Here is a 14,638-nt window from a genome sequence, read left to right as displayed (position 1 = left end):
GCCGCGCGCCTTGCCACGGGCCGGAGCCGCTGGCAAGGACCGCTGCCAATGCACCAGATGGCCCCCTCCCCCGCGGCGTTCAAGAGTGCGGGGCCGCTTTCCGGCCGCGTACGTGTTCCCGGCGACAAATCGATCTCCCACCGATCGCTCATGCTGTCCGCGCTGGCGGTCGGCACCAGCAGCGTCGAAGGCTTGCTGGAGGGCGAGGATGTCCTCGCCACCGCCGCCGCCATGCGCGCCATGGGCGCACAGATTGAACGGGGTGCAGATGGTCGCTGGACGATCCATGGGGTCGGCGTAGGCGGGCTGCTGCAGCCGGACCAGGCGCTGGACATGGGTAATTCGGGGACGTCCACCCGTCTCCTCATGGGTCTGGTCGCCAGTCACGCCATCACCGCGACCTTTATTGGTGATGCATCCTTGTCCAAGCGTCCGATGAACCGGGTGATCGATCCCCTGTCCCTGATGGGGGCGGAATTCACCGCAAGTCCCGGCGGGCGGCTGCCTTTGGTGCTGCGCGGTATCGCGCCGGCCATTCCGATCGAATATCGCCTGCCGGTCGCGTCCGCCCAGGTGAAGTCCGCGCTGTTGCTGGCGGGCCTGAACACGCCCGGCATCACCCGCGTCATCGAACCCGTCCCTACCCGCGATCATAGCGAACGCATGTTGCGGGGCTTCGGCGCGGCGCTGACGGTGGAGCAGGATGCAACCGGCGCCCGTATCATCTCGATCCGCGGCGAGGCGGAGCTGCGGCCGCAGCACATCGTCGTGCCCGGCGATCCTTCGTCGGCGGCTTTTCCGGTCGTGGCGGCGTTGCTGGTGGCCGGATCGGATGTCGTGATTGAGAATGTCGGCCTCAACCCAACCCGCGCCGGCATCTTCGAAGTGTTGCGCCTGATGGGGGGCGACATCCGCTTCGTGAACCCGCGTGACGTCGGCGGCGAGCCGGTCGCCGACCTGCACGTCCGGGGCTCCACCCTGACCGGGATCGAGGTGCCGCCCGATATCGCCCCGAGCATGATCGACGAATTTCCAGTCCTGTTCGTTGCCGCGGCTTTGGCACAAGGGCGCACGGTGACGCGCGGGCTCGAGGAGTTGCGGGTCAAGGAAAGCGATCGGCTGGCAGTGATGGCGGAGGGGCTGCGCGCCATCGGCGCACGGGTAGAGGAAACCGAAGACGGCCTGATCATCGACGGCACCGGCGGCGAGCCTCTCGCCGGCGGCGCGACGATCGCAACGCATCTCGACCATCGGATCGCGATGAGCTTCGCGGTCGCGGGCCTGGTCGCCAGCAAGCCGGTGACGATCGACGACATGGCGCCGGTCGCAACCAGCTTTCCGATCTTCGAACAGCTGCTCTGTTCGCTGGGCGCGACCCGGGAATGACGCTGCACCTGGATACGGCCAATATCGTCGGGCTGACCGGCAGCGCGCTGATGGTGGTCGCTTTTGCCTATTCGAACCTGGCCAAGGTCATGAACCTCGTCCTGTTCAATCTGTTGAACCTCATCGGCGCCATCATGCTTGGCGCGTCGCTTTTGGTTCATTTCAATGTTGCATCGTTCGCGCTGGAGATCGTGTGGGCGGTGATCGCCCTGTTCGGCCTTGGTAAGGCCCTGATCGCGAGGAAGCGCACATGATTATCGCCGTCGATGGCCCGGCCGCGTCGGGCAAGGGCACGATCGCCAAGGCGCTGGCGCATCATTTCGGACTTCCGCATCTCGACACCGGCCTGCTCTATCGCGCGGTCGGCCTTGCCGTGCTGGAAGCTGGCGGCGACCCTGCTTCCGCCGAGGATGCTTTGCAGGCCGCGCATCATCTCAGCAGCGCGCTCGACGATCCGGGGCTGAAATCCGAAGCGGCCGGCAAGGCCGCGTCGCTCGTCTCGGCGCATCCCGGCGTCCGCGCCGCGTTGCTGGATCGGCAGAAAAGATTTGCAGAGCAACCGGGGGGCGCGGTGCTTGACGGGCGCGATATCGGCACTGTGATCGCGCCGCACGCCGATGCGAAACTTTTCGTCACCGCCAGTCCGGACGTGCGGGCGCAACGCCGTTGCGACGAACTCATCGGCATGGGCCTCGACGTGCATCTGGCGGCCGTGTTGAACGACATTCGGGCGCGCGACGAACGGGATTCGGCACGTTCCGCCGCACCGCTCAAGATGGCCGACGATGCCGCATTGCTCGACACCAGCCATCTCTCGATCAAGGAAGCGATCGCGGCGGCCATCGCGCTCGCCGAGGACCGCCCCTTTACGGCTGCGAACGATTAGTTCCGGGATTCAGTATGTTACGTCCGCTTGTTGCGCTTCTGTCACTACTCGCTTTCGCCCCTGCCGGCGCCGCACCACCAGCCCCCCTGCCCAAGGTTGCCATCGTGACCAGCGAGGGCACGATCGTCGCGACGCTCGAGGCGAAACGCGCGCCGATCACGACCGCGAATTTCCTGCGCTATGTCGATGCCAAACGGTTCGACAACACCACGTTCTATCGCGCCGCGCGCAGCAAGCGTATCCCGGGCAAGGGGCTGATTCAGGGTGGGATCAACCACAAAATCCCGAAGAGCTTTCTCCCTATCAAGCACGAGCCGACCACGGTCACTGGCGTGCATCATCTCGACGGCACCCTTTCGATGGCGCGCAACGAAGTGAACTCGGCAATGGGCGACTTCTTCATCACGGTCGGCCCAGCCCCCGATCTCGACGCCCGTAGCAACTATCCCGGCTATGCCGCTTTCGGGCATGTCATCAGCGGGATGGCAATCGCCAAGAAAATCCTGTCCAAACCCACCTATCCGGGCGGCTATGACGAGATGACGATCGGCCAGATCATTCGCCAGCCGGTGAAAATCCTCACCGTCAGACGGATCCAGTAGCAGCCAGTCACGCGCGGCCGGGCCGCCCCGCAATGTATCACCAGCTTAGAGTATGATGACTTTACACTGACCCGTTCGTGCCGAGGTGAGACCGAGTTGCCCGCAGGGCGTATCGAGGCCGCGTATCGAGGCATTGGTGGGTATCTCTCGATACGCGCTCTCGACAAGCCTGTCCTGAGCGCCTGCCTCGCAGGCAGTCGAAGGGCTCGATCGCTACTCGATACGAACGGGTCCTACCGAAGTCATCACGCTCTAATAGGCGAAGCTGAGCGTGAAGCGGACATTGCGCGGCCCGGCATAATAAGCCTGCCCCCACATCAGGCTGTTGAGATACTTGGTATTGGTGACGTTGTTGACGTTCACCGACGCGTTGAGCCGATCTGTCACCTTGACCCCGGCAAACAGATCCATCACAGTATAGGCTTTCTGACGGATCAGGACATCGCCGGTCACCAGCCCGTAGCCCTGCACGGTCGAATCGATGGCATGGACCTGGCTCTGGCTGCGTAGCTGCGCCCCGACCTTCAGATCCCGCCATGCGGGAACAGTATAGCTGGTCGAAAGCTTGAGGCTGCGCCGCGGCAGGAACGTCCTGGTGGCGCTGCCGTCCTGATCATCGATCGACAGCGCCGTGAAGCCGCCATTGACCGTCCAATTCGGGGTGATGCGGCCAGCAATCTCAAACTCGACGCCTTTTGCGGTCGTGTCGACGCCGACATAATAGCTTTTATTGTCGGTAAAGGTGCCCGCAACGCTGGCGAGCCCGGTCTGCTTGCCACGAAAGACCGCCGCCGTCGCATAGAGCCGCCCACCGAACCACTGGCTCTTGATGCCCGCCTCCAGGCTGGTGCCGCGCGCCGCGGCCAATCGGCGGCGGTTGACGTCCACCTCGACCTGCGGATTGAAGATATTGGTATAGCTGCCGTAGAGCTTCAAATTGGCGGTGAGGTCGAACAAAAGCCCCGCATAAGGGCTGATCTTATGGTCCTTGCGCGCCTGATCCACGCCATATGCCGCGCCTGTCGATTTCAGCCAGATGGCGCTGGCGCCGACAACCGCCTTCAGCCGGTCCGCAAGATCCAGATGCGCAGCCGCATAAGCGCGCGTCAGCCGATCGACGCTGTCGGTCTGTTGCGTCGCGTCCGGAAAGGTGGGTTCGGGAATGACGCTGCTCTGCCAGTCACCGATCGCTGGGTAGCTGATCGCATCTTCAGAAAATCCCTCATATTCGTAAAGATGCGCGCGCCCCCGCGACACGCCGAGCGCAAGCTGGTGCCGCCGCCCCAGCAAGGCGATCGGCCCGGACGCATAGACGTCGCCCAGATATTGCTTCTGATCGGAAGGATACAGGCCGGCCATTCCGCTGACGCCCAGCCCGGTCGTGCGATCCGGCGCACCATAGGCGTAAAGCAGCTTGGCGAGCTGTTGATTGTGACGATAGGTGAACACGCTGCGCACGGACCAATCGCGGCCAATATTCCAGGCAAGCTCCGCAAAAGCGGTTTCGTCGCGCACGTTCCAGAATGTCCATGGCGCCGCCGTCGTGGTGGAGCGCGGATAATCGATTTGCGCGCCGTTCGAATAGCTGAGCGGCAGCGCGCCCCACAATACGCCGTCCGCGTTGTTCTGCTGGCGCGAATAGCCCAAGGTGAGCTTGAGATCGGGCGTCATCGACCATGACGCTAGCCCGGCATAGACATCGCGATTGACGTGATTGAACCGCAGATAGGAATCGCGCTCCTCATGCGCGACGATCAGCCGCGCCGCCAACGTACCCGTGCTATTGAGCGGACCCGAAATATCCGCTTCGCCGCGACGCTGGTCCCACGACCCGATCTGGCCGGATAGATAGGCCTGCAGACTGTCGGTCGGACGCTTGCGGACATAGTTGATCGTCGCCGAAGGGTTGCCGATACCGGTCATCATCGCATCGGCGCCGCGCACCGCCTCGACCCGCTCGAACAGCACCGTATCCAGATCGCCGAACTGTATCGCGGAAATCAGCGGCAATCCGATCCCGTCGACCTGAAAGTTGGTCACATCGAAGCCGCGCGAATTATATTGGGTTCGGTCCGTCTCCGCCCGCTCGACGTTTATGCCGACCACCTGATCCAGCAGATCGTTGACGCTGTTGAGTTGAAAATCGCGGATACGATCCCGCTCCACGATCGTCACCGATTGCGGGGTTTCGGAGAGGGTCAGCTTCAGCCCGGTCGCAGCAGCGCTCTTCGGATCGCCGACGCCGGTCACGATGACTTCACCGATATTGGGCGCCTCGGAAGCGATCGGGCTGTCCGGCACCGCTGCCTGCGCGGTCGCGGCGCTGGCCACCAACCCTATCATGCTCATGCGCAATGTGGCGTTCATCATAGTCTCCCGTTTGCGCGAGCCCCTATGGACAGCCATATTGCGAGTCAATCGCATTATCATTAGCAATAAGATCGCTTGCGCGGATTATCGGCGGAGCAGGATTCCGATTGGCCCCCCGCGCTCCCCGGCCTAAAGGGGCCGCCCGACAGCAGACGTGGACATCATGACGAAATCCGCCACCGATCTCATGCAGGAGATCATCTTTTCTTCCCTGATCGACGCCGTGGGCGCGCTTCGCACCGCATCCAAGGGCGTGCCGAACGCAATGTTGCGGGACATTCAGGCGATTGGCCCGAACACGACCTTTGCCGATCTGCCGAAGGAATTGCAGGCAAGTATCGGGGAATCCGTGCGGACCGCGTTCAACCGCTTGCTGAAGGAAGGGTATAGCGTGTCGCCCGGCCGTCCGGCTGCGCCGCCACCACGCCCGCCGGCGCCGGGCGGCGGTCGCCCCTCCGGCCCGGGTGCCGGCCGTCCGCCTCAAGGGCGGCCCGGAGCACGTCCTGGCAGTGCCGGGCCGCGCCCGAACAACGATCGTAATCGCCGGCCTCCAAAGCCCCGCGGCTCCTAAGGGCGCACGCTTGCCCGGATCACGTCTTTAAGCTATATCCCGACTATCCAGCGGGCGATGCTCGCGGAGGACGGCGCGGAGTTGGACGGCATAGCCGTGCCTCACGCGCCCTTTTCGCATTTTGCGCTTAGCTTTCCTCCGCATGCTTCATTTGAAGGATGCCGCTCGCGCATGAGGCTCGGGCGGCGGTTCGGCTGAAGACCTCCGGAGACAACCGGACGGCCGGAAACAGACTGAAGGAATACTCATCTTTATGGCCACTGCGGCATTCCCCACCCGCGACGATTTCGCGGCATTGCTTAACGAGACGCTCGGCGGCGAGAGCCAGGGCTTCGAAGGACGGGTCGTCAAGGGCACCGTCACCGGGATCGAGAACGACATGGTCGTCATCGACGTCGGGCTGAAGTCCGAAGGCCGCGTTCCCTTGCGCGAATTCGCCCCCGCCCCCGGCCAGAAGGCCGAGCTGAATGTCGGCGACGAAGTCGAAGTCTATGTCGACCGGGTCGAGAACAGCCATGGCGAAGCGATGCTGTCGCGCGATCGCGCACGCCGCGAAGCCGCTTGGGATACGCTTGAGCATGAATTCGCCGCCGGCAACCGCGTCGACGGCGTGATCTTCGGCCGCGTCAAGGGTGGCTTCACCGTCGACCTGAACGGCGCCGTGGCCTTCCTGCCCGGTTCGCAGGTCGATATCCGCCCGGTTCGCGACGTCGGCCCGCTGATGGACATCCCCCAGCCCTTCCAGGTGCTGAAGATGGATCGCCGCCGCGGCAACATCGTCGTGTCGCGTCGCGCCGTTCTCGAAGAGACCCGCGCTGAGCAGCGCACCGGCCTCATCCAGAGCCTGGCCGAAGGTCAGATCGTCGACGGCGTGGTCAAGAACATCACCGATTATGGTGCGTTCGTGGATCTCGGCGGCATTGACGGCCTGCTGCATGTCACCGACATCAGCTACAAGCGCGTCAATCACCCGTCCGAAGTCATCAATATCGGCGACACGGTCAAGGTGCAGATCATCCGCATCAACCGCGACACGCAGCGCATCAGCCTCGGCATGAAGCAGCTCGAGAGCGATCCGTGGGAAGGCGCCGCCGCCAAGTATCCGATCGGTGGCAAGTTCACCGGCCGGGTGACCAACATCACCGAATATGGCGCATTCGTCGAGCTGGAGCCGGGCATCGAAGGCCTGGTCCATGTCAGCGAAATGAGCTGGACCAAGAAGAACGTGCACCCCGGCAAGATCGTTTCGACCAGCCAGGAAGTGGACGTCATCATCCTCGAGGTCGACGAAGAGAAGCGTCGCATCTCGCTGGGCCTCAAGCAGGCGCAGGCCAATCCGTGGGAGAAGTTCGCGGAAGCCCACCCGGTCGGTTCGACCGTGGAAGGCGAAGTCAAGAACGCCACCGAATTCGGCCTGTTCATCGGCCTGGATGGCGAGATCGACGGCATGGTCCACATGTCCGACATCGCCTGGGGCGTATCGGGCGAGGAAGCCCTGGCGCTTCACCACAAGGGTGAGACGGTCAAGGCGCAGGTCCTCGATATCGATCCGGAGAAGGAGCGTATCAGCCTCGGCATCAAGCAGCTGGAGCGTGCCGGTGCATCGACCGCCCCGACGGGCGCTGGTGCCACCAGCAGCAGCGGCGGCGTCAACAAGGGCGCGATCGTCACCGTCACCGTGATGGCGTCGGGCGACGGCGGCCTGGATGTGCAGGTTGGCGACGATGGTCCGACCGGCTTCATCAAGCGTGCCGATCTCGGCCGCGATCGCGACGAGCAGCGTCCGGAGCGCTTCCAGCCCGGCCAGAAGCTCGATGCAATGGTGACCGGCTTCGATCGTTCGAAGAAGCCCACCTTCTCGGTCAAGGCGATGCAGCTCGCCGAAGAGAAGCAGGCTGTTGCGCAATATGGCTCGTCCGACTCGGGCGCGTCGCTGGGCGACATCCTCGGTGCGGCCCTCAAGGCGCGCGACGAAGCATAAGCTGAAGAGTCACGCCGGGCCGGGCAAAATCGCGGCCCGGCGTGATGCTTCGACATTGATCTATATTTAGTTCTGGGACATAGAGGTTACGGCTTTACGGTGCGGCTTCAAGGGACGCGGGAAGCCAGCGCGTCGTTGAGGCAGAGAAGGGGCAAGTCAGTGATCAGGTCCGAGCTTATCGCTCTGGTGCACAAGGATCAGCCAGGGCTTTCCCCCCGCGAGGTTGAACAGATCGTCGCCTGCATCTTCGACGCCATCTCCAAGCGCCTGGCCGAAGGCGGTCGTGTTGAGCTCCGCGGCTTCGGTACGTTCACCACCCGCGCGCGCGACGGCCGTGTCGGCCGCAATCCCCGCACCGGCGAAGCCGTCGATGTCCAGCCCAAGCGGGTTCCCTATTTCAAACCCGGCAAGGAAATGCGCCACCGGCTCAACGTCTGAGCTTCGGTACTGGCGTTCCGGCCCTCGCTGCGGCTAAGCGCTTGTCCGTGCGGACGTGGCGAAATGGTAGACGCAGAGGACTTAAAATCCTTTTCCGATAGGAGTGCGGGTTCGAGTCCCGCCGTCCGCACCACCTTCAGATAGGCCCCGCAGTCCCTCACATTGGGGGGATATCTGCGTCGGGCACATCATCAGCGCAGGCATTGCGCGGGAGGACGCGGAAAGCGCGTACAATCCCAACTGGCCCGGGCCAGGCCTAAAACTGAGCTCTTGCGAAAGACGAACGCCACCGAGCGCATGGCCATCGGCAAGATCGGCAGGCTGCGCGGCACGTCGCTTGCGTTGGTCCAGCCAAACACCGTGCATTCCGGTTTGCCCCCGCAGATCCTCAGGCCGACCATTGCATAGCTGTTGGGATGGGCGGAGGGGTCGAGCTGCAGCACATACTGCGCTGCTTCTTCGTCCTTGAGACGGACGATGTTGCCGCCCAGCGCCTCCGCCGTAATCCCTGTTATGGCCTGCGCGGGCGGTACAGGCTGGACCGCATCTGCAGCAACCTCTTCCTGCCCCGCCACCGGACTTGGTTCAGCGAAGCCAGGAAGGCGTGGATCGGGCTTTTCGCCGGGCTGGAGCTGCCCGGTAAGCCGACGGCGCGACCCCCATATGCCCGGCCAACGATAAAATATCTGCGTGTGGACGATCGCAATTTTTTCGAGGCTGGATCGCCAGTACGGCACTACCCAATCCGTGTGATAATGGGTGGCCGTACCCACCGGTTTGTAGACGAAGCCGGACAGTGCCGCTTTTGCAATCTCCCCGGCACGTTCCAGCGCCACCGGTGAAAACTGGTGGGCAAGCGATCCGTCGCAGGTGAAACTGAACTGGCAGCCCGTCTTGCGCTCCGATCCTTGGAAGATCACGCCGCAGACGGTCTTGGGAAAGGCGGGATGGCGAACGCGGTTGAGCACGACCTGCGCCACAGCACGCTCCCCCTCCGGATCGTCCCCGGCTTCGTACAGCACGGCGGTCGCGAGGCACGCCTGCGCCGCGGCGAGATCCTCGACCGAGCCCGTATAGCGAAAGGGGAGCGACGCCGTTGGTGTAAGCGTAACCAGCGGTACTGCGGCATTCGAGGCTCGTGCCTCATCCGGTGTTTCCGCAGCAAAGGTCGGCGGCAGGACGGGCGGCGGAGCACTGGGGGTCGGCGGCGCTCCTATTGCGCGGGGTTTCCGATGCATCGCGCCTCGATCATTCACACCCACCATTGAAAGGGTAATGAAGACGGCAATCATGGCGACCATGATCACGAGCAAAGTTTCGTGCCCGCGCCGTTTTACGATGGCCATGCTGATCCTTGAAATGGTCCGGATATCTGCCGCTCAACGATGCCGCCGCAGGCTAGCTCCCACCCTGACAATATTCGCTGCTTGGACGTACGCCTATTGGACATGGCCGGGCTGCGCCAGCGCCGTTCGCACGCGCGTCGTGACGTGGGGTGCGTCGCTTCACGCCCGGCACGCGTTGATACGCCCGCACATTGTTAGGAGAGTATCGTGAGCGAGCACCCCAACCAGGAGAATCCCGACGTCGAAATGGCGAATGACGAGGGGGCCGATCCCTCCGATGATATTGCGCATCAGAACGAAGGGGCCGAACGATCCGATGCACCGAAGCCCGCAAGCGATGCCCACGATGATCAAGACGAGTCCGGCGTCGCTGCCGCTGAAGCCCACCCAAGCTAACCCAGGCTCATCAGATCAGATGGCGGCAATCGTCGCTGTTCCCAGCGTCGCGGGGCGGATAAGGTCTCCGCGATGCGGTGCTTGCCCCCCTGCTGGTTCGGCCTAACCCTTCTATTGGCCGCCTGCCATGCCGGTTCGCCAGAGGGCCCGCTCGGGGTGAGCGTGATCGGTGACAACTGGAAAAGCCCTGAGGCGGCGGCAACGCTCGCCACCACGACCGATGCGGGCCTCGTTCGCCTCGATCGAGAAGGTCAGGTCATCCCCGGGGCGGCTGCACGCTGGGCCATTCTGGACGATGGCGTCGATTATATTTTTCGGATCGATGATCAGGCCGGGCTTTCTGCGCGCACGATCGCGCGGCGCCTGCGCGAAGCGCTTCGCCGGAACGCCGACAATCCCGAACTCGCCGCCCTGCAGCCCGTCGACAGCATTGCTGCCGTCACATCCAGCGTAGTCGAAATGCGCCTTGGCGCACCGCAGCCCGATCTCCTGCCGCTGCTTGCCCAATCGGAACTTGCGGTGGGCGGGCCGACGCAATGGCGTGCCAGGAAGGAAGGCGCCACCCAGGTCTTGCTGACGGCTCCCGTCGGCGAAGACGATGCGGCATTCCTGCGCCTTCGTGCCGAACGTGTCGGCCGCGCCGTTGCCCGGTTCCAGGCCGGTGGGAGCGCACTTGTGCTGGGAGGCACCTTCGCCAACCTCGGCGTTGCCCGTGCCGCCAACCTCCCGCGGGAGGTGCTGCATTTCGATCCTGCAACCGGGCTATTCGGCCTCGCCATCCGCAATGCCGGCCTGGATCCCGCCCTCCGCACGGCGCTGTCGCTGGCAATCGATCGCGATCGGGTCATCACTTTGCTGGCCGCGCCGCAACAGGCCAAGGCGACGACGATCGCGGGATCCACGATCGAGCCGGAGCTGAATCAGCGCCGCGACATGGCGCGCGCGCTGCTGGCCGGACGGTCACCCCAGATCAAAGTAGCGATGCCCCCCGGGCCAGGCGCCCGTTTGCTGTTTGCCGCACTGGCCAATGACTGGCGCAGTGTCGGGATCGAGGCGCAAGCCGTGGATTTGGAAGCGCCGTCCGATCTGGCATTCGTCGACCGCGTTGCGCCGGCCGGGACGCTCGCGACACTGGCCTGCGCGGTCAGTGCCGGTTGCAATCCTCGCGATCGGCTCGCGCTGATCAACCCGCCTTTCATCCCGATCGCGACACCAATCCGCTGGTCGCTCGTCGCGCCATCCCTGAACGCGTTCACCGGCAATGCCCTTGCCGCGCATCCGCTCGATCAGCTTCGGATGCGCAAGTAACGGAACCAACGGTTCGCTCGCGCGATCAACGCTCATGGCAAACACCACCAAGCCGTATCATGCGGCGTTCGATCGTTTACCGGGCCTGGGGCGCGATCCCCAAGCCGTGCGCAAACGGGTGGAGGCGCTGGAACATGTGCTGGAACGCATGTTCGTCATTCCCGGCATCAATCGCCCGATCGGCCTGGACGTCCTGTTGGATGTACTGCCCGTCGCGGGCAGCCTCGTCGGCGCGGCGCTGGGCTCTTACCTGATCTGGGAAGCGCGCAACCTGGGCATGTCGAAATGGCAGATGGCGCGCATGGCCGGCAATGTCGGTTTCGATGCGCTGCTTGGCGCAATCCCCTGGGTGGGGGCCATTCCCGATTACTTCTTCCGCTCCAACAGCCGGAACGTGAAGATCATTCGTCGTCATCTCGACAAATTCCACCCGTCGACCGCCATCCTCGACGGGCGCTAGGCCCGTCGACGCAGGTTGAGTTGGTGATCCTGGATTAGGTCGAAGCTGCCATCTTTTGACGTGGCCTCAGGCGCAATCCCATCCAGGACACGCTAGGCCAACGTCGATCCGCGTTATCGGCCCGGCCACATCGCCAGGAAACTCACGACGATGCCGCGCAGCTCCTGCTCGGTTGCGCCGCTGCCGGCCGCAACAAGCAGCCCGTCGGTGGCGGCTTTCAGCGTAAGCGCGAGGCTGCGCGCATCGAGCGATGCAGGAACATCGCCGTCGCGCGCCGCCTGCTCGATCCGCGCGATCAGCTTGGCACGCCAGAAGTGACCGCGCTCGGTGACGAAGCGGCGCACCTCCTCGTCCCCCGGCGCGTGGCTCAGCGAATGGACGATGCCCATGCTCCCCTTGGGGTCAGCGGTGTCGGTTTGAAGTGCGATCGTGCCAAGGAGCAGGCTCTCCGCTACACCGCGTGCGGTCGGCTGATCGAGTGCTTCGAGCATATAGGCCATCTTCTCGCGCTCGTAGAGGTCCATGACCTTCCGGAACAACGTCTCCTTATCGCCAAATGAGGCATAGAGCGTAGCCCGGCTGATCCCCATCGCTTCGATCAGCGTACCGATGCTCGCGCCGGCATAGCCGTGCCGCCAGAACACACGCATCGCCGCCGCCAGCGCGGCATCCCGGTCGAACTGTCTGGGGCGTCCGGGGCCGCCGGCCGGCAAGGCGTCACGCGGGGAGGATGTGGTCATGTGCCTGCGCCCCTGTTTACCCAGTTCCACCTAAAATGGAACGATCGGTATAGCTGCGGGTTTTGGAACGACCGGTCTATCTGGAATGACGTCGATCTGGCCTTTCAGCGAATGAGGAATGTTTATGACCTACACGCTTATCGAACAGAACAACCATAACATCGTAACGGAGGCGCTGGTCGACGCCTCCGACGACTTCTCAAAGTTCTTCGAGGCGATCTTTGCCGAAGATGTCGTGTGGACGCTGGCGGGACATGGCCCGATCGCGGGCACCTATCATGGGCTGAAAGAGCTGTTCGATAAAGCCGAGAATGCGCTCTTTTCACGCTTTGCCGCCCCCCTCAAGCCTACCACGTGCGGCGTATGGGCAGATGGCGATACCGTGCTGGCGCACATCAAGACGTCGACCATCGCGTTGGATGGCGAGCCATATAACAATGAATATTCCTACATCATGCACATGCAGGACGGCAAAGTGGTGTCGGGCATCGAATGGCTCGACTTCCACGCTTATTACGCGATCATCGATCGCATCCAGCTGGACGCAGGATGACTTCCCCATGTCCACGCGGCCAGTTCACGCCCGTGCGGCCCGAGCCCGCTTACCCGTTCGGCAAGCGGATCCGGACGACACGATCGCCCGGCGTCGGCATGCGGCAACGTTCCCGTCGAAATTTCGTATCGAGGCAAAGCCAGACTTCGCGGAGCCATCCGTCCTGGTCCAGGTTCAACGTCACCATATCGGCTGTCATGCCGGGATTGGCCGTCGCAAAGGCGCGTGCGAAGGTGTGGGCATCGATTGGCTGGCGCGCCAGCGCCACCATGTCGGGATAGCGTACCTGATAGAATAAGCGATTGGAGCGTCGGAAATAGGCCTGGGACGTGGTCCCCATACAGGTCCCATGCTTGGCCCACTCATGCTGCAACAACTGGGCAGACGGCGTCGCCGCGTGAAAGTCGGCAATCGTGCGCGGCGACAAGATGGCGGCGTCCGCGCACCATTGCGGCCAGCTCTTGCCACGCCCGTCGGGCCACAGGCCATGCAGCACGAAGCCGTTCTTGTTCCCCGGTCCGCACTGAAAGCTTTCCGCGCCCGGCACCGGCCGGGCGCAATGCTCCGGCGCCCAGATCAGCGCCAGCGTATACCCGCCAATCGGCTCGATCCGCCGCGGCTGCGTAGCACTCGGTCCCTCCAGATGGGGAATGGCGGCCGCATCCCACGCCGGGGCCGCCGCCTGAAGCGTCAAGAGCGCAAGCACGCCGATCATGATTCCACCAGGTCCAGGCCGATATCCGCCGCAGGCGCCGATTGGGTGAGCCGTCCTACCGAAATGTACGTCACGCCCGTCTGCGCGATGGCCTGGATTGTGTCGAGCCGCACGCCGCCGGAGGCTTCGCTCGCCACGCGGCCATCAATCATCTTTACCGCTTCGCGCAGCATCGGCGGCTCCATATTATCCAGTAGCAGCCAGGTGGCGCCCGCATCGATGGCCGGCGGAATCTGATCGAGCCGATCTACCTCGACGATGATGCGCGCTATGCCTGCCTTGACCGCGCGGCCCACTGCCTCCCCGACACCGCCCGCCACCGCGACATGATTGTCCTTGATCATCGCTGAGTCCCACAATCCCATACGGTGATTGCGCGCACCGCCCATGCGGGTTGCATATTTCTCCAGCCGGCGCAGTCCCGGGATCGTCTTGCGCGTGTCGAGCAGGATCGCGCCACTTCCGGCAATGGCGTCGACATAGGTGCGGGTGAGCGTCGCGATGCCGGACAGATGCTGCACGATATTCAATGCGGATCGCTCGGCCGCAAGCAGTGCTTGGGCAAGGCCCGTCACCTGCAGCAGCCGCGTTCCGGCAACAACGGGTACGCCATCCTGCGCCAACAGCGCGATATCAGCGGCGGGATCAAGGCGGCGGAAGAAATCGACGGCAAGCCCAAGCCCGGCGGGAACGATCGCATCGCGGCTGACCATCGTGCCATCGAAGCGCGCGTCTGGCGGGATCACTGCACGCGACGTGATATCTCCCCCCTCCCCCAGATCCTCGGCCAGCGTGGATCGGATGAAGGCGTCCGTATCGAAGCCGTCCAGTTCGAAAGTCATTGCGTCTCCCCGATCACCCGGTGGCAAGCGAATTGATTCGGCAG

General features: G+C 63.7%; 16 protein-coding genes and 1 tRNA gene. 12 read left to right on the top strand and 5 right to left on the bottom strand.

The window, feature by feature from the left end:
• The first annotated feature begins 48 nt into the window (after window positions 1-48).
• The 4 genes from aroA to ACSBM8_RS07775 are packed head-to-tail and all read left to right on the top strand — an operon-like array spanning window position 49 to window position 2,874.
• On the top strand, window positions 49-1,386 hold the full coding sequence (gene aroA / locus ACSBM8_RS07790; protein ID WP_442681064.1) for a 3-phosphoshikimate 1-carboxyvinyltransferase: 1,338 nt from the start codon (window positions 49-51) through the stop codon (window positions 1,384-1,386).
• A gap of 2 nt (window positions 1,387-1,388) precedes the next feature.
• Window positions 1,389-1,640, top strand: coding sequence for a CBU_0592 family membrane protein (locus tag ACSBM8_RS07785; protein ID WP_442681524.1), 252 nt, complete (start codon window positions 1,389-1,391; stop codon window positions 1,638-1,640).
• Window positions 1,637-2,272, top strand: coding sequence for a (d)CMP kinase (gene cmk, locus ACSBM8_RS07780; protein WP_442681063.1), 636 nt, complete (start codon window positions 1,637-1,639; stop codon window positions 2,270-2,272). The genes ACSBM8_RS07785 and cmk overlap by 4 nt, the downstream gene beginning before the upstream one ends.
• A gap of 14 nt (window positions 2,273-2,286) precedes the next feature.
• Complete coding sequence (locus ACSBM8_RS07775; RefSeq protein ID WP_442681062.1) at window positions 2,287-2,874, top strand: peptidylprolyl isomerase; 588 nt, start codon at window positions 2,287-2,289, stop codon at window positions 2,872-2,874.
• A 252-nt stretch (window positions 2,875-3,126) separates the two neighbouring features.
• Here the strand turns inward: ACSBM8_RS07775 and ACSBM8_RS07770 are convergent, their stop codons facing one another.
• The gene (locus tag ACSBM8_RS07770) at window positions 3,127-5,244 is read right to left on the bottom strand and encodes a TonB-dependent siderophore receptor (protein ID WP_442681061.1); all 2,118 of its coding nucleotides are present in this window, start codon (window positions 5,242-5,244) and stop codon (window positions 3,127-3,129) included.
• Window positions 5,245-5,407: 163 nt separating this feature from the next.
• Here ACSBM8_RS07770 and ACSBM8_RS07765 point away from each other — a divergent pair, with 163 nt between their 5' ends.
• From ACSBM8_RS07765 to ACSBM8_RS07750, 4 genes are all read left to right on the top strand, one after another.
• Window positions 5,408-5,815, top strand: a complete 408-nt coding sequence (locus ACSBM8_RS07765) for a hypothetical protein (RefSeq protein ID WP_442681060.1) — start codon at window positions 5,408-5,410, stop codon at window positions 5,813-5,815.
• 253 nt (window positions 5,816-6,068) lie between these two features.
• On the top strand, window positions 6,069-7,796 hold the full coding sequence (rpsA, locus tag ACSBM8_RS07760; RefSeq protein WP_442681059.1) for a 30S ribosomal protein S1: 1,728 nt from the start codon (window positions 6,069-6,071) through the stop codon (window positions 7,794-7,796).
• A gap of 159 nt (window positions 7,797-7,955) precedes the next feature.
• Window positions 7,956-8,234: an integration host factor subunit beta gene (locus ACSBM8_RS07755; protein ID WP_420139246.1), complete on the top strand. Its 279-nt coding sequence runs from the start codon at window positions 7,956-7,958 to the stop codon at window positions 8,232-8,234.
• A gap of 49 nt (window positions 8,235-8,283) precedes the next feature.
• Window positions 8,284-8,367: transfer RNA gene (locus tag ACSBM8_RS07750), tRNA-Leu, on the top strand.
• A 58-nt stretch (window positions 8,368-8,425) separates the two neighbouring features.
• On the opposite strand, the gene ACSBM8_RS07745 is transcribed toward ACSBM8_RS07750, so the two are convergent.
• The gene (locus tag ACSBM8_RS07745) at window positions 8,426-9,535 is read right to left on the bottom strand and encodes a cell wall hydrolase (RefSeq protein ID WP_442681523.1); all 1,110 of its coding nucleotides are present in this window, start codon (window positions 9,533-9,535) and stop codon (window positions 8,426-8,428) included.
• Between the two features lie 252 nt (window positions 9,536-9,787).
• On the opposite strand from ACSBM8_RS07745, the gene ACSBM8_RS07740 reads away from it, so the two are divergent.
• From ACSBM8_RS07740 to ACSBM8_RS07730, 3 genes are all read left to right on the top strand, one after another.
• Window positions 9,788-9,976, top strand: a complete 189-nt coding sequence (locus tag ACSBM8_RS07740; protein WP_442681058.1) for a hypothetical protein — start codon at window positions 9,788-9,790, stop codon at window positions 9,974-9,976.
• A gap of 162 nt (window positions 9,977-10,138) precedes the next feature.
• On the top strand, window positions 10,139-11,284 hold the full coding sequence (locus ACSBM8_RS07735) for an ABC transporter substrate-binding protein (protein ID WP_442681057.1): 1,146 nt from the start codon (window positions 10,139-10,141) through the stop codon (window positions 11,282-11,284).
• A gap of 34 nt (window positions 11,285-11,318) precedes the next feature.
• Window positions 11,319-11,744 carry a DUF4112 domain-containing protein gene (locus ACSBM8_RS07730; RefSeq protein ID WP_442681056.1) on the top strand — a complete coding sequence of 142 codons (426 nt, stop codon included), beginning with the start codon at window positions 11,319-11,321 and terminating at the stop codon, window positions 11,742-11,744.
• A 113-nt stretch (window positions 11,745-11,857) separates the two neighbouring features.
• Here the strand turns inward: ACSBM8_RS07730 and ACSBM8_RS07725 are convergent, their stop codons facing one another.
• Entirely contained in the window at window positions 11,858-12,484 is a 627-nt protein-coding gene (locus ACSBM8_RS07725) for a TetR/AcrR family transcriptional regulator (RefSeq protein ID WP_442681055.1), read from the bottom strand.
• Window positions 12,485-12,608: 124 nt separating this feature from the next.
• Between ACSBM8_RS07725 and ACSBM8_RS07720 the strand changes: the two genes are divergently transcribed.
• The gene (locus tag ACSBM8_RS07720) at window positions 12,609-13,037 is read left to right on the top strand and encodes a nuclear transport factor 2 family protein (protein ID WP_442681054.1); all 429 of its coding nucleotides are present in this window, start codon (window positions 12,609-12,611) and stop codon (window positions 13,035-13,037) included.
• A 49-nt stretch (window positions 13,038-13,086) separates the two neighbouring features.
• Here ACSBM8_RS07720 and ACSBM8_RS07715 read toward each other — a convergent pair whose 3' ends face one another.
• Both ACSBM8_RS07715 and nadC read right to left on the bottom strand, forming a co-directional pair.
• Window positions 13,087-13,752, bottom strand: a complete 666-nt coding sequence (locus ACSBM8_RS07715; RefSeq protein WP_442681053.1) for a ribonuclease T2 family protein — start codon at window positions 13,750-13,752, stop codon at window positions 13,087-13,089.
• Window positions 13,749-14,594 carry a carboxylating nicotinate-nucleotide diphosphorylase gene (gene nadC, locus ACSBM8_RS07710; protein WP_442681052.1) on the bottom strand — a complete coding sequence of 282 codons (846 nt, stop codon included), beginning with the start codon at window positions 14,592-14,594 and terminating at the stop codon, window positions 13,749-13,751. The genes ACSBM8_RS07715 and nadC overlap by 4 nt, the downstream gene beginning before the upstream one ends.
• Window positions 14,595-14,638: the final 44 nt, after the last annotated feature.

This window comes from Sphingomonas sp. ASY06-1R (assembly GCF_052180265.1).
Taxonomy (GTDB): Bacteria; Pseudomonadota; Alphaproteobacteria; order Sphingomonadales; family Sphingomonadaceae; genus Sphingomonas_I.
This window is presented reverse-complemented; position numbering and strand designations above follow the sequence as displayed.

Excerpts from the sequence above, each read along its gene's own strand:
- aroA (WP_442681064.1), top strand. The coding sequence starts at position 49 with ATGCACCAGATGGCCCCCTCCCCCGCGGCGTTCAAGAGTGCGGGGCCG.
- cmk (WP_442681063.1), top strand. The coding sequence starts at position 1,637 with ATGATTATCGCCGTCGATGGCCCGGCCGCGTCGGGCAAGGGCACGATC.
- ACSBM8_RS07775 (WP_442681062.1), top strand. The coding sequence starts at position 2,287 with ATGTTACGTCCGCTTGTTGCGCTTCTGTCACTACTCGCTTTCGCCCCT.
- ACSBM8_RS07770 (WP_442681061.1), bottom strand. The coding sequence starts at position 5,244 with ATGATGAACGCCACATTGCGCATGAGCATGATAGGGTTGGTGGCCAGC.
- ACSBM8_RS07765 (WP_442681060.1), top strand. The coding sequence starts at position 5,408 with ATGACGAAATCCGCCACCGATCTCATGCAGGAGATCATCTTTTCTTCC.
- rpsA (WP_442681059.1), top strand. The coding sequence starts at position 6,069 with ATGGCCACTGCGGCATTCCCCACCCGCGACGATTTCGCGGCATTGCTT.
- ACSBM8_RS07745 (WP_442681523.1), bottom strand. The coding sequence starts at position 9,535 with ATGGTCGCCATGATTGCCGTCTTCATTACCCTTTCAATGGTGGGTGTG.
- ACSBM8_RS07730 (WP_442681056.1), top strand. The coding sequence starts at position 11,319 with ATGGCAAACACCACCAAGCCGTATCATGCGGCGTTCGATCGTTTACCG.
- ACSBM8_RS07725 (WP_442681055.1), bottom strand. The coding sequence starts at position 12,484 with ATGACCACATCCTCCCCGCGTGACGCCTTGCCGGCCGGCGGCCCCGGA.
- ACSBM8_RS07720 (WP_442681054.1), top strand. The coding sequence starts at position 12,609 with ATGACCTACACGCTTATCGAACAGAACAACCATAACATCGTAACGGAG.
- ACSBM8_RS07715 (WP_442681053.1), bottom strand. The coding sequence starts at position 13,752 with ATGATCGGCGTGCTTGCGCTCTTGACGCTTCAGGCGGCGGCCCCGGCG.
- nadC (WP_442681052.1), bottom strand. The coding sequence starts at position 14,594 with ATGACTTTCGAACTGGACGGCTTCGATACGGACGCCTTCATCCGATCC.